Here is a 21,943-nt window from a genome sequence, read left to right on the forward strand (position 1 = left end):
CAGAAAATTCATCCTATGATTGGATGACAGGGCGAATAACATGTCAGAAATTTCTCCATTGGTTAAACGATCCCTGGTCGATCAGGCCCTGGATCAATTGCGCCTGCGCATCACCCAAGGTGCCTGGACCGTTGGGCAGCGCCTGCCCACCGAGCCGGAGTTATCCGCTGAGCTCGGCATCAGCCGTAATACCGTGCGTGAAGCCATGCGCGTACTGGCGTTTTCCGGGTTGATTGAAATTCGCCAGGGCGATGGCAGTTACCTGCGTGCGGTCGTCGATCCGCTGGACACCGTAAAAGCGTTGTCCCGCTGCTCCCATGAGCAGGCACGTGAGACCCGGCACATTCTCGAGGTCGAGGCCATCGGCCTCGCGGCCCTGCGCCGCACCGACGAAGACCTGGTGGCGTTGCGCGAGGCATTGGGCGTCAGCGGCAGCCATTATCACGGTGATCTCGACAGTTACATCGCGTGCGACCTGGTGTTTCACCGCCGTCTGGTCGACGCCGCGCACAACCCGACACTCAGCGAGCTTTATCGCTACTTCTCCAGCATCGTCGGCGCGCAATTGCGCCAGACGTTAAACATCACCCCACGACGCCAAGAGGTGTTCGATCTTCACATCGAGCTGCTTGATGCCGTCGAGCAACGTGACCCGGAAAGGGCCAAAGCCCTGTCCAGGCAGTTGATCAATGAACCCTGAAACCGAGAAATCCATGTCCAGCAGCAACAGCAGCATGAATGAACCCAAACGCACGGCAGAGCTTGATGAGCTGTTGATTGACGCCGAGGCCGATGACGAAGAAGTGCAGAAAAGCCGACCGATCCTGGGGCGGCCCTGGCTGTTGCTGCTGGGATTGATTCTGGTGGCGCTGAACTTGCGCCCGGCGTTGTCGAGCATGGCGCCGATGCTCAGTGAAGTGTCGAAAAGCCTTGGCTTGAGCGCCGTTCAAGCGGGTTTGCTGACCACCTTGCCAGTGCTTTGCCTCGGCCTGTTTGCGCCATTGGCACCCGTGCTGGCGCGTCGCTTCGGTGCCGAGCGGGTGGTGTTGGGTATTTTGCTGATGCTGGCGGGCGGGATCATCGTGCGCAGTTCGTTCGGTGAGATCGGTTTGTTTGCAGGCAGCGTGATGGCAGGCGCCAGTATTGGCGTGATCGGCGTATTGCTGCCGGGCATCGTCAAGCGCGATTTCCCAAAGCAGGCCGGCACCATGACCGGTGTCTACACCATGGCCCTGTGCCTGGGTGCTGCCATGGCGGCAGGCGCCACCGTGCCGTTGAGCGAACATTTCGACAAGAGCTGGGCACTGGGGCTGGGCTTCTGGGTGGTGCCGGCGTTCGTGGCGGCATTGTTCTGGTTGCCGCAAGTGGGTGGCCAGAAACACGGCGCGCACAACGTGGCGTATCGCGTTCGCGGCTTGTTGCGTGACCCGTTGGCGTGGCAGGTGACCTTGTACATGGGCCTGCAATCGTCCCTGGCGTACATCGTGTTCGGCTGGTTGCCTTCGATTCTGATCGGCCGCGGCCTGACCCCGACCCAGGCGGGTCTGGTGCTGTCGGGTTCGGTGATCGTCCAGTTGGCCAGTTCACTGGCCGCTCCATGGCTGGCCACACGCGGCAAGGACCAGCGACTGGCGATTGTCGTGGTCATGCTGCTGACCCTCAGTGGTTTGTTCGGTTGCCTGTATGCGCCGATCAATGGCCTGTGGGGTTGGGCGATCCTGTTGGGCCTGGGGCAGGGCGGTGCATTCAGCCTGGCGTTGACCCTGATCGTGCTGCGTTCGCGCGATGCGCATGTGGCGGCGAACCTGTCGAGCATGGCCCAGGGCTTCGGTTACACCCTGGCGTCCATGGGTCCGTTCGCGGTCGGTATCGTGCATGACTGGACCGGTGGCTGGAACGCCGTGGGCTGGATCTTTGGTGTGGTTGGCCTCGGCGCGATCATTGCCGGTCTCGGGGCCGGTCGGACGTTGTATGTTCAGGTGGTCAGCGAAAAAGTCTGACGGCCTCGCACTGTCGGTATTCGGCCCACGAATGCCGATGGTCCTGCGCGCAATTGCAGACTATCGTGCAGGCAATCTTTTCTGACGCCCGGAGTCTGCCCATGAGTGATGCCCACGCCCTGTTGATCACCCGGTTCTACCAAGCTTTCCAACGCCTGGATGCCGAGGCCATGGCTGCCTGCTACACCGACGACGTGGTGTTCAGTGATCCGGCCTTTGGCGAACTGCGCGGGCGCGACGCGGGTGACATGTGGCGCATGCTCACAACACGGGCCAAGGATTTCTCATTGACGTTCGATAACGTTCGAGGCGACGAGCGCACGGGCAGCGCTCACTGGGTCGCGACCTACCTGTTCAGCCAGACCGGCAACACCGTGATCAACGACATTCAGGCGCGCTTTGTTTTTCGCGACGGCAAGATCTGCGAGCATCACGACAGCTTCGACTTGTGGACCTGGTCCCGTCAGGCGCTGGGTTTCAAAGGGTTGCTGCTGGGCTGGACGCCGCTGGTGCGCAATGCCGTTCGCGCCCAGGCATTGAAGGGGTTGAAGGCATTCCAGGCCAGTCGCTGATAAGATCGCGGCTTGTTTCCCTTCAAGCCCTGATCGTCACGTGACCACCCTCAGCGAAAGCCCTGTCGACGCCGACACGCCCGTGAGTAAAACCTGGTTCGTCTACCTCGTTCGCGCGGCCAACGGTTCACTCTATTGCGGGATCAGCGATGATCCCGTGCGGCGTTTTGCCAAGCATCAAAGCGGCAAGGGCGCCCGGTTCTTTCTTTCCAGTCCGGCAATGGCGTTGGTTTACACCGAGCGGTGTCGCGACAAGAGCGACGCATTGCGTCAGGAACGACTGATCAAAAAACTCAGGAAAAGCGCCAAGGAATGCCTGGTGGCGAGTGTCGCGCACGCGTCATCAATTTGATTGATCTGTTCTCATCACGGTAGAGGGATACGCGGCTCATTGATTGCGCGCTAAGCTGCGGACTCCTTAACCGAGCGGCGGAGCCGAGCATGTCCGAGTTGATTCTGCATCATTACCCGACTTCCCCTTTCGCCGAGAAAGCCCGCCTGTTGCTGGGCTTCAAGGGCTTGTCCTGGCGTTCGGTGAAGATTTCGCCAGTGATGCCCAAACCGGATCTCACCGCGCTAACCGGTGGCTATCGCAAGACGCCGGTGTTGCAGATCGGTGCAGATATCTATTGCGACACGGCACTGATCGCCCGGCGACTGGAACAGGAAAAAGCCTTGCCGGCGTTTTTCCCCGAAGGTCAGGAAATGGTCACAGCATCGTTCGCGTCCTGGGCGGATTCGGTGGTGTTTCAACACGCGGTCAGTTTGGTGTTTCAGCCGGAATCGATCGCCGTGCGCTTTGGCAGTCTGCCGCCGGAAGCGATCAAGGCGTTCCTCGCCGATCGTGCGGGACTGTTTAGCGGTGGCAGCGCGACGCGTTTGTCCGCCGAGCAAGCACGGCACCAGTGGCCGACGATCATGGCGCGACTGGAGCAACAGCTCGAGCGCGAGCAGGGCGACTTTCTGTTTGGCCAACCGTCGATTGCCGACTTTGCCTTGGCTCATCCCCTGTGGTTTCTCAAAGCCACACCGGTGACTTCACCGTTGGTCGATGCTTATCCGGCGGTCAGTGCATGGTTTGGGCGGGTGATGGGCTTCGGTCATGGCGCGTCGAGCGAGATGACTTCCCAGGAAGCGCTGGAAGTGGCGCGCACTGCCACCCCGGCGGCGTTGCCGGACGATCAGTTCGATGAGCCGAACGGGTTTGAGCCAGGCCAGCAGGTGACCATCGCCGCGACCGATTACGGTGTCGATCCGGTGGCGGGAGAGTTGCTGTTCGCGGGCGCTGAAGAGTTGATTGTGCGCCGTGAAGACGAACGCGGCGGCGTGCTGCATGTGCACTTTCCGCGATTTGGGTTTCGTATCGAGGCCTGCTGATACATACACCTGTGGCGAGGGGATTTATCGGAATGCCGCACCACCCCGTTGGACTGCGGAGCAGTCCCTTTTTTAGGACCGCTTCGCAGTCCAACGGGGATAAATCCCCTCACCACGGGCAATTACCCCGAGCAAATTACTTCAGTGCCGCAAGAATCGCATCCGGGTCATACCCGCGAATCAACGTGCCATTCACATCAATGATCGGAATCCCGCCGCCGCCCAAGGCCTCGTAGTCTTTGCGCGCCACCGCGTCCTTCTCGATATCGAATTCCTTGTACGGAATACCTTTCTGATCGAGAAAACGCCGCGTCAGCTTGCAGTAGCCACACCACTCGGTGGCATAGAGCACGACATTGGCCTTGGCTTGAGTCTGCTCGGACACGACCTGGGAGGGATTGAACACCCGCTCGATCTTGCCCCAGTTCTGATAAACCACGACGACCAGCAAGATCAGCAGGCATTTTTTCAGCACGCCGCCCAGCATCAGTTGCGTCGCTTGAGCTGATCAGTGAGCTGAGTCGGCAAGCCTTTGATGATCAGCGTGCCGGCTTCTTCGTCATATTCGATCTTCGAGCCCAACAGGTGGGCTTCAAAGCTGATCGACAGCCCCTCGGCACGCCCGGTGAAACGGCGGAACTGGTTCAGGGTGCGTTTATCCGCAGGGATTTCCGGCGAGAGGCCGTAGTCCTTGTTGCGGATGTGATCGTAAAACGCTTTAGGGCGTTCTTCGTCGATCAGCTCCGAGAGCTCTTCCAGGCCCATGGGTTCGCCCAATTTGGCCTGGCTGCTGGCGTAATCCACCAAGGTCTTGGTTTTCTCGCGAGCCGACTCTTCCGGCAAGTCTTCGCTTTCAACGAAGTCGCTGAAGGCTTTGAGCAGGGTGCGGGTTTCGCCGGGACCATCAACACCTTCCTGGCAGCCGATGAAGTCGCGGAAATACTCCGAAACCTTTTTCCCGTTCTTGCCTTTGATGAACGAAATGTATTGCTTGGACTGTTTGTTGTTCTGCCATTCCGAGACGTTGATCCGGGCTGCAAGGTGCAGTTGGCCAAGGTCCAGATGCCGGGAGGGCGTGACGTCCAGTTGATCGGTCACTGCGACGCCTTCGCTGTGGTGCAGCAGGGCGATGGCGAGGTAATCGGTCATACCCTGCTGGTAATGCGCGAACAGCACGTGGCCGCCCACAGAGAGGTTCGACTCTTCCATCAACTTTTGCAGGTGTTCGACCGCTACCCGGCTGAAGGCGGTGAAGTCCTTGCCGCCGTCCAGGTATTCCTTCAGCCAGCCGCTGAACGGATGCGCCCCGGACTCGGCGTGGAAGAAACCCCAGGCCTTGCCTTGTTTGGCGTTATAGCTTTCGTTGAGATCGGCCAGCATGTACTCGATGGCGCTCGACTCGGCCAGTTCGGAGTCTCGAGCATGGAGAACTGCAGGGGTGCCGTCGGGTTTTTTGTCGATCAGGTGGACGATGCAATGGCGGATCGGCATGGGCTTCTCGGCTGATTGTAGAGAGGAGGGCGTGCTCCCCGAAAAAGGGCTAAGTGTACCCCAGCGTGTCCCCTGTAGGCGCTGCGGAAGGCTGCGATCTTTTGATCTTGATCTCACAAAAACAAAGTCAAAAGATCGCAGCCTTCGGCAGCTCCTACGGGGGTATAAGGGTAATTTGGGCCTGCCGGATGGCCCTTATGCTGTTTTTTACCGGTTTAGAGCAATAAAGCTGACCAAATGGGTAGCTAGAGGCGGATATTTCCCCGTCTCTGTGCTAGTTTTGCCCCGTCTTGCGCGAAGTCACTGCGTTAAGCGTGCATTCAGCATTTGTCAGGTCGAACCAAACCCTGATTTCGGTATCTATAACCCCGATCCCGTGGTTATTGGCCGAGGGTGCCAGATCCAGAAGATCGGGCTCGATGGCTGACACTGCACTCTGCAATCCATATGAATTTGATAGGGAAGGAACACTACATGGCTCTTACTAAAGACCAACTGATCGCCGACATCGCTGAAGCTATCGACGCGCCAAAAACCACCGCGCGTAACGCTCTGGACCAACTGGGCCAAATCGTTGCCGATCAGCTGGAAAACGGCGGCGAAATCACTCTGCCAGGTATCGGCAAACTGAAAGTGACTGAGCGTCCTGCCCGCACTGGCCGTAACCCTTCGACTGGCGCTGCCATCGAAATCGCGGCCAAGAAAGTTATCAAGCTGGTTGTGGCCAAAGGCCTGACCGACGCTGTTAACAAGTAAGACGTGTAAAAAAAACCGTGCTCCGGAGTGATCCGGGCACGGTTTTTTTGTGTCTGTGATTTGGTGATTGAGCTACAACACCACTAAGTCAATGTAGGAGTGAGCCTGCTCGCGATGGCTGCGTGTCAGTTAACGATGATGTCGACTGATGCAACGCCATCGCGAGCAGGCTCACTCCTACAGTTGATCTGCGGTGGTCAGTTACTCAGCTTTTTTTAACCCAGCGCTGGCGCCAGACTTGTTGTTCGGATTTTGTCTGGAACGTCCAGGCGACAAACCGGCTTTTCTTCTGCCCCTGGGACATTTCCACGACCTGGCTTTCCAGTACGCCGGCCTTTCTCAGGGCTGTCTCGATCGCCGGCAAGTTCGATGCCTTGGAGACCAAGGTGCTGAACCACAGCACTTTGTGTTGGAAATGCGCGCTCTCGGCGATCAGTTGCGTCACAAAACGCGCTTCGCCACCTTCACACCACAGTTCCGCCGACTGACCGCCGAAGTTCAGCACCGGCAGTTTGCGTTTAGGGTCGGCGCGGCCCAGGGCGCGCCATTTACGCTCGCTGCCCTTGGTTGCTTCGTCCATCGACGCGTGGAACGGCGGGTTGCACATGGTCAGGTCAAAGCGTTCGCCCGGTTCCAGCAAGCCCAGCAGAATGTGCTTGGGATTGGACTGCTGGCGCAACTGGATGGCTTTGTTCAGCCCGTTCGATTGCACGATGGCTTTGGCTGCTGCCACGGCTGTCGGGTCGATTTCCGAACCGAGGAAGTGCCAGCGGTAGTCACTGTAGCCGATCAGCGGGTAGACGCAGTTGGCGCCCATGCCGATATCGAGCACCTTGACCGGCGCGCCGCGTGGGATTTCGCCGTCGTTGACGCTGGCCAGCAGGTCCGCCAGGAAGTGCACATAATCGGCACGACCCGGAACAGGAGGGCACAGGTAGTCAGCCGGGATGTCCCAATGGGCAACGCCGTAGAACGACTTGAGTAATGCCCGGTTGAACACGCGCACCGCGTCCGGGCTGGCGAAGTCGATGCTTTCCTTGCCGTACGGGTTGATGATCACGAACTTCGCCAGTTCCGGCGTGGTTTTGATCAGCGCCGGGAAGTCGTAGCGACCCTGATGGCGGTTGCGCGGATGCAGGCTGGCCTTTTCACGAGGCTCCACGGCGTTGGCCGGGGTCGCGGATTCAGGCTTTTTGCGCGCAGGTTTGGGTGTGCGGGGGGCGTTCATGGGCGTTGTCGATTCGGGTATGGCTGAAAGTGGCGGGTATTGTCCCACATCCAGCTGCCTTGAACCCATTATCAGAAGCAACACAGATCCCTGTGGGAGCCGAGCTTGCTCGCGATGGGGCCCGAACATTCGACATTGATGTCGTCAGAGCGTCCGCGATCGCGAGCAAGCTCGGCTCCCACAGGGATTGCGTAGTCAGTTGTAAAGCGTCGGGGACAAAAAAGGGAGGCCGTTGCGGGCCTCCCTTTTTTATTGCGATTTGCCGTTACAGGCTGGCAATCCGCGCATGCTGCTCGGCCAGCTTGCCCAGAGCCTGTTCGGCTTCAGCCAGTTTGGCGCGTTCCTTCTCGATGACTTCGGCCGGGGCCTTGTCGACGAAACCAGCGTTGGACAGCTTGCCGCCCACGCGCTGAACTTCACCCTGCAGACGCAGGATTTCCTTGTCCAGGCGTGCCAGTTCGGCGTCCTTGTCGATCAGACCGGCCATCGGCACCAACACTTCCATCTCGCCTACCAGCGCGGTGGCGGACAGCGGTGCTTCTTCGCCGGCAGCCAGTACGGTGATCGATTCGAGACGAGCCAGCTTTTTCAGCAGGGCTTCGTTCTCGGTAAGACGGCGCTGATCTTCGGCGCTGACGTTTTTCAGGAACAGGTTCAGCGGTTTGCCCGGACCGATGTTCATCTCGGCGCGAATGTTGCGCGTGCCGAGCATCAGCGTCTTCAGCCACTCGATGTCATCTTCGGCGCCCTGATCGATACGCGCTTCATTGGCCACTGGCCAAGGTTGCAGCATGATCGTCTTGCCTTCGATACCGGCCAGCGGTGCGATGCGCTGCCAGATTTCTTCGGTGATGAACGGCATGAACGGATGCGCCAGGCGCAACGCTACTTCCAGCACACGAACCAGTGTGCGGCGGGTGCCGCGCTGACGTTCGACCGGCGCGTTTTCGTCCCATAGCACAGGCTTGGAGAGTTCGAGGTACCAATCGCAATACTGGTTCCAGATGAACTCGTAGAGCGCTTGTGCCGCCAGGTCAAAGCGGAACTGGTCGAGCTGACGCGTTACTTCGGCTTCGGTGCGTTGCAGTTGCGAGATGATCCAGCGATCCGCCAGGGACAGCTCGTAAGCCTCGCCGTTCTGGCCGCAATCTTCGCCCTTGTCCAGCACGTAGCGCGCGGCGTTCCAGATCTTGTTGCAGAAGTTGCGATAGCCCTCGACGCGACCCATGTCGAACTTGATGTCACGACCGGTGGACGCCAGCGAGCAGAACGTGAAGCGCAGGGCATCGGTGCCGTAACTGGCGATGCCGTCGGCGAACTCGTCGCGGGTCTGCTTCTCGATCTTCTTCGCCAGTTTCGGCTGCATCATGCCAGAGGTGCGTTTCTGCACCAGATCTTCCAGCTCGATACCGTCGATGATATCCAGCGGGTCCAGGACGTTACCCTTGGACTTGGACATCTTCTGGCCCTGGCCATCACGCACCAGACCGTGCACATAAACAGTCTTGAACGGGACTTGAGGGGTGCCGTCTTCGTTTTTCACCAAGTGCATGGTGAGCATGATCATCCGGGCAACCCAGAAGAAAATGATGTCGAAACCGGTGACCAGCACGTCGGTGGAGTGGAATTTCTTCAGGAACTCGGTCTGCTCAGGCCAGCCCAGGGTGGAGAAGGTCCACAAGCCGGAGCTGAACCAGGTATCGAGAACGTCGTTGTCCTGCTGCAGCGCAACGTCCGGCCCTAGGTTGTTCTTGGCGCGTACTTCGGCTTCATCGCGGCCCACGTAAACCTTGCCCGACTCGTCGTACCAGGCCGGAATCCGGTGGCCCCACCACAGCTGACGGCTGATGCACCAATCCTGGATGTCGCGCATCCACGAGAAATACATGTTTTCGTACTGTTTAGGCACGAACTGGATACGGCCGTCTTCAACGGCGGCAATCGCCGGTTCGGCCAACGGCTTGGTGGACACGTACCACTGGTCGGTCAGCCACGGCTCGATGATGGTGCCGGAACGGTCGCCTTTCGGCACTTTCAGGGCGTGATCGTCAACGCTGACCAGCAGGCCCGCGGCGTCGAATGCCGCAACAATTTGCTTGCGCGCTTCGAAACGGTCGAGGCCGGCGTATTCGGCCGGGATCTTGCCGTCGATGCTTTCGTTCAGCGTGCCATCGAGGTTGAACACCTGGCAGGCAGGCAGCACGGCCGCGTTCTTGTCGAAGATGTTCAGCAGCGGCAGGTTGTGGCGCTTGCCGACTTCGTAGTCGTTGAAATCGTGAGCCGGGGTGATTTTCACACAGCCGGTGCCGAATTCAGGGTCGCAATAATCGTCGGCGATGATCGGGATACGGCGGCCGACCAGCGGCAACTCGACAAATTTGCCGATCAGGGCTTTGTAGCGTTCGTCGTTCGGGTTTACCGCGACGGCGGAGTCGCCGAGCATGGTTTCCGGGCGAGTGGTCGCGACGATCAGGAAATCGTTGCCTTCAGCGGTTTTTGCGCCATCGGCCAGCGGGTATTTCAGGTTCCACAGGAAGCCTTTCTCGTCGTGGTTTTCCACTTCGAGGTCGGAAATCGCCGTGTGCAACTTGGTGTCCCAGTTGACCAGGCGCTTGCCGCGATAGATCAGGCCGTCTTCGTGCAGGCGCACGAACGCTTCTTTAACGGCTTCCGAGAGACCGTCGTCCATGGTGAAGCGCTCGCGGCTCCAGTCGACGGACGAACCGAGGCGGCGGATCTGACGGCTGATGTTGCCGCCGGACTGATCCTTCCATTCCCAGATTTTCTCGAGGAATTTCTCACGGCCCAGATCATGACGGCTCTGGCCTTGGGCTTCGAGCTGACGTTCCACCAGCATTTGCGTGGCGATACCGGCGTGGTCGGTGCCCGGCTGCCACAGGGTATTGCGACCCTGCATGCGGCGAAAACGGATCAGGGCGTCCATGATCGCGTTGTTGAAACCGTGACCCATGTGCAGGCTGCCGGTGACGTTCGGCGGCGGGATCATGATGGTGTAGGACTCGCCCGCGCCTTGCGGGGCGAAGTAATTCTCTGACTCCCAGGTGTTGTACCAGGAAGCTTCAATGGCGTGCGGCTGGTAGGTCTTATCCATGCGCGGCGGGACCCTATTGGCATTTATTCAGGAAAAGCCGGCAAGTATAGCGGGGCATGGGGCGCAGGGCGAGCGGGGGCGGACTGTGGCGAGGGGATAAATCCCCTCACCACAGAGGGGATTGAGGGTCATTCGTACTGACTGAGCAACCTTTCCATCCGCGCGGCGAGCCGGCGTTTGATTTCGGTTTCGATATGCGGAGCGAAGTCATCGATCACGTCTTGCATGATCAGCATGGCGGCGGCGCGCAGTTCTCCGTCCAGATGCAGCAAGGCGTCGGGGCCTTTGTCCGCAGCAGGTGCTGCCGGGGCGGGGGAGGGCTCGGCGGCAGGCGGCGCGGTGTCGACGGCCTCGAACAACATCGGAATCTGTTCCTGATCCTCGTCCTCGACCGTGTCGGTCAAAAGCGGTGGTTGCAGGTTGTCATCGCCGAGCAGTTGGCGGATCGACTCGAGGTCGTCCAGCAGATGCGCGGACTGTTGGTGCGTTTTTGGCGTGTCCATCGGAATACTCAGAGTCGCTGTAAACGGTGGTCTTGCAGAGGATAGCCCTGTTCGCGATAGAAGCGGAAACTCTCCCGCGCGGCCTGGCGAATCGTTGGCTCTTCTACCACCACTTCCGCCACACGGGCGAACTGTTTGGCAAAGGCGGGCACTTTCAGGTCAAGGTTGACCAGCAGATCCTGGTGCTGACCGCAGTCGTCACCCAGTCCCAGCACGATCAAACCCGCCGGCTCGTTCTCAGCGGGCCCGTGTGGAACGAAACTTTCGCCCTTGAAGGCCCACAGGCGTGCATCAAGATCGTCGCGTTGGGCGGCATCGCTGCAATGCAGATAGATACGGTGCCCCATGCGCCACGCTTTTTCGGTGAGCTTGCAGGCGAAATCCAGCCGCGCCGAAGGATCGGCGCTGGGCAGGATATAGAAGTCGACTTTGGTCATTGCGGTTCCTGGAATCAACTTCCGCGGAATCTGTAGGAGCGAGCTTGCTCGCGAAGGTCGTCAACGATTGCGCGGGAAACCAGGTTAATCGCGGCGATCTTGAGTTTTTCGCGAGCCAGCTCGCTCCTACAGTAGTCAGTGAGCGATATTTAGGCCTTGGCGCGATCCAGCAGGTATTGGGTCAGCAGTGGAACCGGGCGGCCAGTGGCGCCTTTGTCCTTGCCGCCGCTGGTCCAGGCAGTGCCGGCGATGTCCAGGTGCGCCCAGTTCAGGTTCTTGGTGAAGCGCGACAGGAAGCAGGCGGCAGTGATGGTGCCGGCTTTCGGGCCGCCAATGTTGGCGATGTCGGCGAACGGGCTGTCCAGCTGTTCCTGGTACTCGTCGAACAACGGCAGCTGCCAGGCGCGGTCGTCGGCGGACTGGCCGGCGCTCAACAGTTGGCCGATCAGTTCGTCGTTGTTGCCCAGCAGGCCGGAGGTGTGAGCACCCAGCGCAACGACGCAAGCGCCGGTCAGGGTCGCGATGTCGATCACGGCCTGTGGCTTGAAGCGTTCGGAGTAGGTCAGGGCATCGCACAGCACCAGACGGCCTTCGGCGTCAGTGTTGAGGATTTCCACGGTCTGGCCGCTCATGGTGGTCACGATGTCGCCAGGGCGCGCAGCGTTGCCGCTCGGCATGTTTTCGGCACAGGCGAGGATGCACACCAGGTTGATCGGCAGTTTCAGCTCGAGCACGGCACGCAGGGTACCGAACACGCTGGCAGCGCCGCCCATGTCGTACTTCATTTCGTCCATGCCGGCGCCTGGCTTGAGGCTGATGCCGCCGGTGTCAAACGTGATGCCTTTGCCGACCAGCGCGTAAGGCTTCTCGGATTTCTTGCCACCGTTGTATTGCATGACGATCAGGCGCGGAGGCTGGGCGCTGCCCTGGCCGACGGCGTAGAACGAGCCCATGCCCAGGTCCTTGATCTTCTTCTCATCGAGGACTTCGACTTTCAGGCTTTTGAATTCCTTGCCCAGGTTCTTCGCCTGTTCACCGAGGAACGTCGGGTGGCAGATGTTCGGTGGCAGGTTGCCCAGGTTACGGGTGAACGCCATGCCATTGGCAATCGCGGTCGCGTGGGCCACGGCGCGTTCAACTTCAGCCTGGGCTGCCTTGATGGTCACCAGGGTGACTTTCTTCAGTGCGCGAGGCTCGGCTTTCTGGCTCTTGAACTGATCGAACGTGTACTCGCCGTCCACCAGGGTTTCGGCCAGCAGACGGGTCTTGCCGTAGCTGTCGCGACCTTTGACCACCACTTCGTCCAGCGCAAGCACCGCATCAGTGCCGCCCAGACCTTTCAGGGTGTTGAGGATGCCGGCGATCATTTTACGGAACGGGCGATCGCCCAGCTCTTCGTCCTTGCCCACGCCGACGAGCAATACGCGCTCGGCTTTGAGGTTCGGCAGGCTGTGCAGCAGCAGGCTCTGGCCAACTTTGCCGGCCAGGTCGCCGCGCTTGAGGACAGCGCTGATTGCGCCGCCGCTCAATTCGTCGAGTTGCTTGGCAACGGCGCCAAGTTTGCGGCCTTCGCTGATGGCGACGACCAGAGTGGCGGTCTTCAACGTTTCTGGGTTAACGCTTTTTACAACCAGTTCCATGTCCGGGCCCCTGAATCAATGGTCAACACGCAAGCGTATGAACTTGCTTATAAATAGAAAGACGCAAGACACGACCTGCGACAAAGGCCGCAGTTTGAACCTCGCCTGCTGCGCCTGACAACCCTCGGTCTTACGATTGTGGGGGTACGCCTGCTCGCAAGGAACCCGAGCCCGCCACGGGGTGTCAGACTTCCCGCTGCAGGGAGGCGATGATCCTCGGATCGCCGTCCGGAGCAGGCTTGCTCCTGCGCCCTGCGCGCCAATGCATTGCGCAGTGACAGGCGCGCACAATCACAGGATAATGCGCCATCTTTTCGGCGGCCCTGCCTTGCGGTCCGCCTGATATGTTTGCTTGTTTGGCCGCCTTCGCCTGACAACCCTGGAGTGTCTGGTTTGATTGTCTTTCGTTACCTATCCCGCGAAGTCCTGTTGACCCTGAGTGCCGTTAGCGCCGTGCTGCTGGTCATCATCATGAGCGGACGCTTCATCAAATACCTCGCCCAGGCGGCGGCAGGTCTTCTGGATCCGGGCTCGCTGTTTCTGATCATGGGTTTTCGACTTCCGGGTTTCCTGCAGCTCATCCTGCCCCTCGGGCTGTTTCTGGGCATCCTGCTGGCCTACGGTCGCTTGTACCTCGAAAGCGAAATGACCGTCCTGTCGGCCACCGGCATGAGCCAGCAACGCCTGTTCGCCATGACTCTGTTTCCGGCCACTCTGGTCGCCCTCGTGGTGGCGTGGTTGAGCCTGAGCCTGGCGCCACAAGGGGCCAATCAATTTCAGTTGCTGTTGAACAAGCAGGACGCCCTGACCGAGTTCGATACGCTGGAGCCCGGACGCTTCCAGGCGTTGCGTGACGGTACGCGGGTGACCTATACCGAAACGCTGACGGACGATCGTATCCATTTGGGTGGCGTGTTCATTTCGCAAAAGAACACGTCGTCGGACCAGAAGGATCGTGGTATTTCCGTGCTGGTGGCCGAAAAAGGCCGTCAGGAAATCCGCCCGGACGGCAACCGCTATCTGATTCTCGACAACGGTTACCGCTACGACGGCAGTCCGGGGCAGGCTGATTACCGTGCAATCAAATACGAAGAATATGGTGTTCTGCTGCCCAAGCCGGATGTCAGTGACGAAGTCACCGACCGGGATGCAATGCCTACCAGCAGCCTCTTTGGTAGTGAAGACATCCGTTCGCGCACCGAGCTGCAATGGCGAATCTCGCTGCCATTGCTGGTGTTCATCGTCACGCTGATGGCGGTGCCGCTGTCGCGCGTCAATCCGCGTCAGGGACGTTTCCTCAAACTGCTACCGGCGATTCTTCTCTACATGGCTTACCTGACCATCCTGATTGCCGCCCGTGGCGCGCTGGAAAAAGGCAAGCTTCCGATGGCTTTGGGCCTGTGGCCGGTGCACGGAATCTTCCTGGCAATTGGCCTTGTCCTGCTTTATTGGGAGCCCATGCGCTTGAAACTGGCGAGTCGCCGCAGCGCGCTGGAGGTGGCCCGTGGTTAAGCTGGATCGCTACATCGGTAGCAGCGTGTTCGTGGCCATCCTGGCGGTATTGGGGATTATTCTCGGTCTGGCGACGCTGTTCGCCTTTATCGATGAGATGGGCGACGCCAGCGATACCTATACCTTGCTGGACGTCTTGAGCTACGTCCTGCTGACGGCGCCGCGTCGTCTCTACGACATGTTGCCGATGGCGGCGCTCATCGGGTGCCTGATCGGTCTGGGTAGCCTGGCCAGTAACAGCGAACTCACGATCATGCGCGCAGCCGGCGTTTCCATCGGCCGTATCGTCTGGGCGGTCATGAAGCCGATGCTGGTATTGATGGTCGCTGGTGTGTTGATTGGCGAATACGTGGCGCCCGCCACCGAAAGCGCCGCGCAAGCCAATCGTTCATTGGCACAAGGCAGTGGGGATGCACAAAGCGCCCGGCATGGCTTGTGGCATCGCCAGGGTGACGAGTTCATCCACGTCAACTCGGTACAGCCCAATGGCTTGCTGTATGGCGTAACCCGTTACCACTTCGATAAAGAACGGCACATGCTGTCGGCGAGTTTTTCCAAGCGCGCCGAGTTCGACAAGGATCACTGGCAGCTTAGCGACGTCACCACCACGCTGTTCCATGAGAAAAGCACCGAAGTGGTCACGACACCTGTAGAGCGCTGGGAAATTGCCCTGAGCCCGCAGTTGCTGAGCACTGTGGTCATGGCGCCCGAGTCGCTGTCGATTTCCGGCTTGTGGGGTTACATCCATTACCTGGCTGACCAGGGGCTGAACAACGGCCGGTACTGGCTGGCATTTTGGGTCAAGGTGTTGCAGCCACTGGTCACCGCTGCACTGGTGCTGATGGCGATCTCCTTCATCTTCGGTCCGCTGCGTTCGGTGACCCTCGGCCAGCGTGTGTTTACTGGCGTGCTGGTGGGGTTCACCTTCCGTATCGTCCAGGATCTGCTCGGCCCTTCGAGCCTGGTGTTCGGTTTCTCGCCGCTGTTTGCGGTGCTGGTGCCCGCCAGTGTGTGCGCCCTGGCCGGGGTCTGGCTGTTGCGTCGGGCCGGTTGATTCCGGGTATTTCCCAGCTTCGCCACTCTCAAGAAACGCCCCTGCCGCAAGGTCGGGGCGTTTTTGTATGCGCCGTCTGACCTGCAAACGTGACGCTTGCGCCGTGGATCAGGTACAATTCCCGGCTATTTTTCGGCGGGCTATGCCTGCAGCCTTTTTGAGTGTTGATCCGTGAGTGATTTGAGTCATATCCGCAATTTCTCCATCATCGCCCACATTGACCATGGCAAGTCGACGCTGGCTGATCGATTCATCCAGATGTGCGGCGGCCTTGCCGAGCGCGAAATGGAAGCCCAGGTGCTGGACTCCATGGACCTGGAGCGTGAACGCGGGATCACCATCAAGGCCCATAGCGTCACCCTGTATTACACCGCTCGCGATGGCATCAAGTACCAGCTGAACTTCATTGATACCCCGGGCCACGTTGACTTCACCTATGAAGTCAGCCGGTCGCTGGCGGCCTGTGAAGGTGCGTTGCTGGTAGTCGATGCCGGTCAGGGCGTTGAGGCGCAGTCGGTTGCCAACTGCTACACGGCCATCGAGCAGGGCCTGGAAGTCATGCCGGTCCTGAACAAGATCGACCTGCCACAGGCCGATCCGGACCGCGTCAAAGAAGAAATCGAGAAAATCATCGGCATCGACGCGACGGATGCGGTCGAGTGCAGTGCCAAGACCGGTCTGGGCGTCGATGAAGTACTCGAGCGCCTGGTGCATACCATTCCTGCGCCAACCGGTAACTACGAAGATCCGCTGCAAGCGTTGATCATCGACTCCTGGTTCGACAACTATCTGGGCGTTGTTTCCCTGGTTCGCGTGCGCCATGGCCGCGTGAAGAAGGGCGACAAGATTCTGGTCAAGTCCACCGGCAAGATCCACCTGGTGGACAGCGTCGGTGTCTTCAACCCGAAACACACCGCCACCGTTGACCTGAAGGCCGGCGAAGTGGGCTTCATCATTGCCGGCATCAAGGACATTCACGGTGCACCGGTCGGTGACACCCTGACCTTGAGCTCCACGCCCGACGTCGATGTGCTGCCAGGCTTCAAACGCATTCAGCCGCAGGTCTACGCCGGCCTGTTTCCGGTCAGCTCCGACGATTTCGAAGACTTCCGCGAAGCGCTGCAAAAGCTCACGCTGAACGATTCGTCGCTGCAATACACCCCGGAAAGCTCCGACGCCCTGGGCTTCGGCTTCCGTTGCGGCTTCCTCGGCATGCTGCACATGGAAATCATCCAGGAGCGCCTGGAGCGCGAGTACGACCTGGACCTGATCACCACGGCGCCAACCGTAATTTTCGAGCTGCTGCTGAAAACCGGTGAAACGATTTACGTCGACAACCCGTCGAAGCTTCCAGACCTGTCCTCTATCGAAGACATGCGTGAACCGATCGTGCGGGCCAATATTCTTGTGCCGCAGGAGCACCTGGGCAACGTCATTACCCTGTGTATCGAAAAGCGTGGCGTGCAGCACGACATGCTGTTCCTCGGTACCCAGGTCCAGGTGACCTACGATTTGCCGATGAACGAAGTGGTCCTCGACTTCTTTGACCGTCTCAAGTCGACCAGCCGTGGCTATGCTTCGCTGGATTACCATTTCGATCGTTATCAATCGGCTAATCTGGTGAAGCTGGATGTGCTGATCAACGGTGACAAGGTCGACGCCCTGGCGCTGATCGTGCACAAGGATAACGCGCACTACAAAGGTCGCCAGTTGACCGAGAAGATGAAAGAACTGATTCCGCGTCAGATGTTCGACGTTGCGATCCAGGCCGCCATTGGCGGTCAGATCATTGCGCGTACGTCCGTCAAGGCACTCAGAAAGAACGTATTGGCCAAATGCTACGGCGGCGACGTTAGCCGTAAGCGCAAGCTGTTGGAAAAGCAGAAGGCCGGTAAAAAACGCATGAAGCAAGTCGGTAACGTGGAAATTCCACAAGAAGCCTTCCTTGCAGTGCTCAGGTTGGATAGTTAGGTCCTATGTCACTAAATTTCCCGCTGTTGCTGGTCATCGCCGTGTTCGTCTGCGGCCTGTTGGCGTTGCTCGATCTGGTTATTCTTGCGCCGCGTCGGCGTGCTGCCATTGCTTCCTATCAGGGCAGCGTCAGCCAGCCTGACGGGATGGTGGTCGAGAAACTGAACAAAGAGCCGCTGCTGGTCGAATACGGCAAATCGTTCTTCCCGGTGCTGTTCATCGTGTTGGTGCTGCGTTCGTTCCTGGTGGAACCGTTCCAGATTCCATCAGGCTCGATGAAACCGACCCTGGATGTCGGCGACTTCATTCTGGTGAGCAAGTTTTCCTATGGGATCCGCTTGCCGGTGATCGACAAGAAAATCATCGAAGTCGGTGATCCGCAGCGCGGCGATGTGATGGTCTTTCGCTACCCGAGCGATCCGAACGTCAACTACATCAAGCGTGTAGTGGGCCTGCCGGGTGATCAGATTCGTTACACCGCGGACAAGCGCCTGTTCGTCAACGGCGAGTCAGTCGCCGAGCAGCTGGTGGGCTCCGAACCGGGCACGCTGGGCAGCGCCGAGCTCTACAAGGAAAAACTCGGCATCGCCGAGCACCTGATCCGCAAGGAAATGAGCCGCTACCGCGCAACGCCGGACCGTTCATGGACCGTGCCTGCCGGGCACTACTTCATGATGGGCGACAACCGCGACAATTCGAACGACAGTCGCTACTGGGATGATCCGAACATTCCCAAGGATCTGCTGGGCATGGTTCCCGACAAGAATATCGTCGGCAAGGCCTTCGCTGTCTGGATGAGCTGGCCAGAACCCAAACTCAGTCACCTGCCGAATTTCTCGCGGGTTGGCCTGATCAAGTAATCACACACGGCGCTGTTGAACACAGCGCCGAATGCATTTCTGGAACCGGCACAATCGGCCCCGGACGCATGAAAACAATGATATTCAGGATGTAATTTTTGAACACAGCGTTAATTGTCCCAAGCCCGCGCCGCACCACGGCGATGGCGGTGGAATCCAGCCACGAACTCAGCGTGGGTACACCGTGAGCGTTTCCTTAAGCCGTCTAGAGCGTCAGCTCGGCTACACCTTCAAAGACCAGGAACTGATGGTCCTGGCCCTGACTCACCGCAGCTTTGCCGGGCGTAACAACGAACGCCTGGAGTTCCTCGGTGATGCCATTCTCAACTTCGTCGCTGGCGAAGCACTGTTCGATCGCTTTCCGCTGGCTCGCGAAGGCCAACTGTCACGCTTGCGTGCCCGCCTGGTCAAAGGCGAGACCCTGGCCGTGCTGGCCCGTGGTTTCGACCTGGGCGACTACCTGCGTCTGGGTTCCGGTGAATTGAAGAGCGGCGGTTTTCGTCGCGAATCGATTCTGGCCGATGCCCTGGAAGCGCTGATTGGTGCAATCTACCTGGATGCTGGCATGGACATGGCGCGCGAGCGCGTTCTGGCCTGGCTGGCCGGTGAGTTCGAAGGCCTGACACTGGTCGACACCAACAAAGATCCAAAAACCCGTTTGCAGGAATTCCTGCAATCGCGCGGTTGTGAGCTGCCACGTTACGAAGTGGTGGATATCCAGGGTGAGCCGCATTGCCGGACGTTCTTCGTCGAATGTGAAATCACCTTACTGAATGAAAAAAGCCGAGGTCAGGGTGTGAGTCGTCGTATTGCCGAACAGGTAGCGGCCGCCGCAGCACTGATTGCCCTGGGTGTGGAGAATGGCAATGACTGATTCAACCGCAACACGCTGTGGCTATGTTGCCATCGTCGGCCGTCCCAACGTGGGCAAGTCCACGCTGCTGAACCACATTCTGGGCCAGAAGCTGGCGATTACCTCGCGCAAGCCTCAGACCACGCGTCACAACATGCTGGGCATCAAGACCGAAGGCGCCGTGCAGGCCATCTACGTCGACACCCCCGGTATGCACAAAGGTGGCGAAAAAGCCCTCAACCGCTACATGAACAAGACCGCTTCGGCGGCGTTGAAAGACGTCGACGTGGTGATCTTCGTGGTGGATCGCACCAAGTGGACCGACGAGGACCAGATGGTCCTGGAACGCGTCCAGTACGTGACCGGCCCGCTGATCGTGGCGCTGAACAAGACCGATCGCATCGAAGACAAAGCTGAACTGATGCCGCACCTGTCGTGGTTGCAGGAACAGCTGCCGAACGCGCAGATCATGCCGATCTCGGCCCAGCACGGGCACAACCTCGAAGCGCTGGAGCGAGTAATCGCCGGTTACCTGCCGGAGAACGATCACTTCTTCCCGGAAGATCAGATCACTGACCGCAGCAGTCGCTTCCTGGCGGCTGAATTGGTGCGCGAGAAAATCATGCGCCAGATGGGCGCGGAGCTGCCGTACCAGATCACCGTGGAAATCGAAGAGTTCAAGCAGCAGGGCAAAACCCTGCACATTCATGCCTTGATCCTCGTAGAACGTGACGGTCAGAAGAAGATCATCATTGGTGACAAGGGCGAGCGCATCAAACGCATCGGCACCGAGGCGCGCAAGGACATGGAGCTGTTGTTTGACTCCAAGATCATGTTGAACCTCTGGGTCAAGGTGAAAGGCGGCTGGTCTGACGACGAGCGTGCCCTGCGTTCGCTGGGTTACGGCGACCTGTAAGACTCGGCACCTGTACTCCAGAAATACCCTGTGGGAGCGAGCCTGCTCGCGATAGCGGTGTAACATTCAGCATTGATGCCGACTGTCACACCGCTATCGCGAGCAAGCTCGCTCCCACAGTGGTTTTGGGTGTTTCATAAGCCTGCGTTTCTTTATTGAGAACCCTGACTTCCATGTCGCAAACCCCACCCATCGCTCAACCCGCCTTCGTACTCCACACCCGCGCTTACCGCGAAAGCAGTGCACTGGTGGACTTCCTCACGCCGCAAGGTCGGCTGCGGGCGGTGTTGCGCAGTGCTCGAGGTAAGGCCGGAACATTGGCGCGACCCTTCGTGCCGCTGGAAGTGGAGTTTCGGGGGCGTGGCGAGCTGAAGAACGTCGGACGAATGGAAAGTGCGGGTGTATCCACCTGGCTTATCGGGGAGGCACTGTTCAGTGGCCTCTATCTCAATGAACTGCTGATTCGAATGCTGCCCGCCGAAGACCCTCTTCCCGGTGTATTCGATCACTATGCCGCGACGTTGATTGCGCTGGCCGAGGGCCGTCCCCTGGAACCACTGCTGCGTTCCTTTGAGTGGCGGCTGCTGGATGATCTTGGTTATGGCTTTGCGCTGAGTACCGACATCCATGGCGAGACCATCGCGCCGGATGGGCTCTACCGTTTGCAAGTGGACGCGGGGCTTGAGCGCGTGTATCTGCTGCAACCCGGTTTGTTCAACGGCACTGAGCTGCTGGCCATGGCCGAAGCCGACTGGTCCGCCCCCGGCGCGTTGTCGGCTGCCAAGCGTTTGATGCGCCAGGCCCTGGCCGTGCATCTGGGTGGTCAGCCGTTGGTGTCCCGAGAGTTGTTTCGAAAGCCCTAGGGTCAACAGACACAATCTCCCCGTGTATGCTGTGCACCGAACTTTCCCCTCTTCAGGAGCGCTTCCGTGACCACCAGCAATCGCATTCTTCTTGGCGTGAACATTGATCACGTTGCCACTCTGCGTCAGGCCCGGGGCACTCGCTATCCCGATCCGGTCAAGGCTGCGCTGGACGCGGAAGAGGCGGGCGCTGACGGGATCACCGTGCATCTGCGCGAAGACCGTCGGCACATCCAGGAGCGCGACGTACTGTTGCTCAAGGACGTTCTGCAAACCCGCATGAACTTCGAAATGGGTGTCACGGAAGAGATGATGGCGTTTGCCGAGCGCATACGTCCGGCGCACATCTGCCTGGTGCCGGAAACCCGCCAGGAATTGACCACTGAAGGTGGCCTGGACGTAGCGGGGCAGGAAGCTCGCATCAAGGCCGCAGTGGATCGCCTGGCGAAGATCGGCTGCGAGGTGTCGCTGTTCATTGATGCCGATGAGCGTCAGATCGAGGCCTCTCGTCGTGTTGGCGCGCCGGCGATCGAACTGCACACCGGTCGCTACGCGGATGCCGAGACGCCGACCGACGTGGCTGAAGAGCTGAAGCGTGTAGCGGACGGCGTGGCCTTCGGTCTGGCCCAGGGTTTGATCGTCAACGCCGGCCACGGTTTGCACTACCACAACGTTGAAGCGGTCGCCGCGATCAAGGGCATCAACGAACTGAACATCGGCCACGCACTGGTGGCGCACGCGCTGTTCGTCGGCTTCAAGTCGGCGGTGTCGGAGATGAAAACGCTGATTTTGGCTGCG

Annotated in this window: 21 protein-coding genes; 14 read left to right on the plus strand and 7 right to left on the minus strand. The window is 59.3% G+C overall.

Annotation, left to right across the window (positions count from 1 at the left end; genetic code table 11):
- Window positions 1-40 precede the first annotated feature (40 nt).
- From AC3ZVB_RS10055 to AC3ZVB_RS10075, 5 genes are all read left to right on the plus strand, one after another.
- Window positions 41-700, plus strand: coding sequence for a FadR/GntR family transcriptional regulator (locus AC3ZVB_RS10055; RefSeq protein WP_162437260.1), 660 nt, complete (start codon window positions 41-43; stop codon window positions 698-700).
- Window positions 690-2,000, plus strand: a complete 1,311-nt coding sequence (locus tag AC3ZVB_RS10060) for a CynX/NimT family MFS transporter (RefSeq protein ID WP_490146415.1) — start codon at window positions 690-692, stop codon at window positions 1,998-2,000. Before AC3ZVB_RS10055 ends, AC3ZVB_RS10060 begins: the two co-directional genes overlap by 11 nt.
- 101 nt (window positions 2,001-2,101) lie before the next feature.
- On the plus strand, window positions 2,102-2,572 hold the full coding sequence (locus tag AC3ZVB_RS10065; protein ID WP_490146416.1) for a nuclear transport factor 2 family protein: 471 nt from the start codon (window positions 2,102-2,104) through the stop codon (window positions 2,570-2,572).
- A gap of 40 nt (window positions 2,573-2,612) precedes the next feature.
- Complete coding sequence (locus AC3ZVB_RS10070) at window positions 2,613-2,924, plus strand: GIY-YIG nuclease family protein (RefSeq protein WP_162437263.1); 312 nt, start codon at window positions 2,613-2,615, stop codon at window positions 2,922-2,924.
- Window positions 2,925-3,013: 89 nt separating this feature from the next.
- The gene (locus AC3ZVB_RS10075; protein ID WP_490146417.1) at window positions 3,014-3,949 is read left to right on the plus strand and encodes a glutathione S-transferase family protein; all 936 of its coding nucleotides are present in this window, start codon (window positions 3,014-3,016) and stop codon (window positions 3,947-3,949) included.
- Window positions 3,950-4,085: 136 nt separating this feature from the next.
- On the opposite strand, the gene AC3ZVB_RS10080 is transcribed toward AC3ZVB_RS10075, so the two are convergent.
- Complete coding sequence (locus AC3ZVB_RS10080) at window positions 4,086-4,436, minus strand: glutaredoxin family protein (protein WP_162437265.1); 351 nt, start codon at window positions 4,434-4,436, stop codon at window positions 4,086-4,088.
- Window positions 4,436-5,440 (minus strand): nucleoid-associated protein YejK, encoded by a 1,005-nt coding sequence (gene yejK / locus AC3ZVB_RS10085; protein WP_008147593.1) that lies wholly within the window; start codon window positions 5,438-5,440, stop codon window positions 4,436-4,438. Before yejK ends, AC3ZVB_RS10080 begins: the two co-directional genes overlap by 1 nt.
- 474 nt (window positions 5,441-5,914) lie before the next feature.
- Here yejK and AC3ZVB_RS10090 point away from each other — a divergent pair, with 474 nt between their 5' ends.
- Window positions 5,915-6,196: an HU family DNA-binding protein gene (locus AC3ZVB_RS10090; protein ID WP_007905514.1), complete on the plus strand. Its 282-nt coding sequence runs from the start codon at window positions 5,915-5,917 to the stop codon at window positions 6,194-6,196.
- A gap of 205 nt (window positions 6,197-6,401) precedes the next feature.
- Here AC3ZVB_RS10090 and rlmF read toward each other — a convergent pair whose 3' ends face one another.
- From rlmF to AC3ZVB_RS10115, 5 genes are all read right to left on the minus strand, one after another.
- Window positions 6,402-7,424 carry a 23S rRNA (adenine(1618)-N(6))-methyltransferase RlmF gene (gene rlmF / locus AC3ZVB_RS10095; RefSeq protein ID WP_194692682.1) on the minus strand — a complete coding sequence of 341 codons (1,023 nt, stop codon included), beginning with the start codon at window positions 7,422-7,424 and terminating at the stop codon, window positions 6,402-6,404.
- Window positions 7,425-7,689: 265 nt separating this feature from the next.
- Window positions 7,690-10,536 carry a valine--tRNA ligase gene (locus AC3ZVB_RS10100; RefSeq protein WP_162437267.1) on the minus strand — a complete coding sequence of 949 codons (2,847 nt, stop codon included), beginning with the start codon at window positions 10,534-10,536 and terminating at the stop codon, window positions 7,690-7,692.
- A gap of 128 nt (window positions 10,537-10,664) precedes the next feature.
- A complete protein-coding gene (locus AC3ZVB_RS10105; RefSeq protein ID WP_194692680.1) occupies window positions 10,665-11,039 on the minus strand; it encodes a DNA polymerase III subunit chi in 375 nt (124 codons plus the stop codon).
- 8 nt (window positions 11,040-11,047) lie between these two features.
- The gene (locus AC3ZVB_RS10110) at window positions 11,048-11,476 is read right to left on the minus strand and encodes a DNA polymerase III subunit chi (RefSeq protein ID WP_490146418.1); all 429 of its coding nucleotides are present in this window, start codon (window positions 11,474-11,476) and stop codon (window positions 11,048-11,050) included.
- Between the two features lie 149 nt (window positions 11,477-11,625).
- A complete protein-coding gene (locus AC3ZVB_RS10115; RefSeq protein ID WP_194692678.1) occupies window positions 11,626-13,116 on the minus strand; it encodes a leucyl aminopeptidase in 1,491 nt (496 codons plus the stop codon).
- 393 nt (window positions 13,117-13,509) lie between these two features.
- Between AC3ZVB_RS10115 and lptF the strand changes: the two genes are divergently transcribed.
- From lptF to pdxJ, 8 genes are all read left to right on the plus strand, one after another.
- The gene (gene lptF, locus AC3ZVB_RS10120) at window positions 13,510-14,628 is read left to right on the plus strand and encodes an LPS export ABC transporter permease LptF (protein WP_490146419.1); all 1,119 of its coding nucleotides are present in this window, start codon (window positions 13,510-13,512) and stop codon (window positions 14,626-14,628) included.
- Window positions 14,621-15,682, plus strand: a complete 1,062-nt coding sequence (lptG, locus tag AC3ZVB_RS10125; RefSeq protein WP_194692676.1) for an LPS export ABC transporter permease LptG — start codon at window positions 14,621-14,623, stop codon at window positions 15,680-15,682. The genes lptF and lptG overlap by 8 nt, the downstream gene beginning before the upstream one ends.
- 171 nt (window positions 15,683-15,853) lie before the next feature.
- Window positions 15,854-17,653: a translation elongation factor 4 gene (gene lepA / locus AC3ZVB_RS10130; RefSeq protein ID WP_162441056.1), complete on the plus strand. Its 1,800-nt coding sequence runs from the start codon at window positions 15,854-15,856 to the stop codon at window positions 17,651-17,653.
- Window positions 17,654-17,658: 5 nt separating this feature from the next.
- Window positions 17,659-18,513, plus strand: coding sequence for a signal peptidase I (gene lepB, locus AC3ZVB_RS10135; RefSeq protein ID WP_162441055.1), 855 nt, complete (start codon window positions 17,659-17,661; stop codon window positions 18,511-18,513).
- Between the two features lie 184 nt (window positions 18,514-18,697).
- A complete protein-coding gene (gene rnc, locus AC3ZVB_RS10140; protein WP_027924885.1) occupies window positions 18,698-19,387 on the plus strand; it encodes a ribonuclease III in 690 nt (229 codons plus the stop codon).
- Window positions 19,380-20,282, plus strand: coding sequence for a GTPase Era (gene era, locus AC3ZVB_RS10145; RefSeq protein ID WP_059403406.1), 903 nt, complete (start codon window positions 19,380-19,382; stop codon window positions 20,280-20,282). The genes rnc and era overlap by 8 nt, the downstream gene beginning before the upstream one ends.
- Before the next feature lie 173 nt (window positions 20,283-20,455).
- Window positions 20,456-21,145 carry a DNA repair protein RecO gene (recO, locus tag AC3ZVB_RS10150; protein ID WP_490146420.1) on the plus strand — a complete coding sequence of 230 codons (690 nt, stop codon included), beginning with the start codon at window positions 20,456-20,458 and terminating at the stop codon, window positions 21,143-21,145.
- 66 nt (window positions 21,146-21,211) lie between these two features.
- Window positions 21,212-21,943, plus strand: a 732-nt coding sequence (gene pdxJ, locus AC3ZVB_RS10155; RefSeq protein WP_490146421.1) for a pyridoxine 5'-phosphate synthase, incomplete at its 3' end; no start/stop codon positions are given.

This window comes from Pseudomonas sp. MDV22-iso1 (assembly GCF_058145095.1).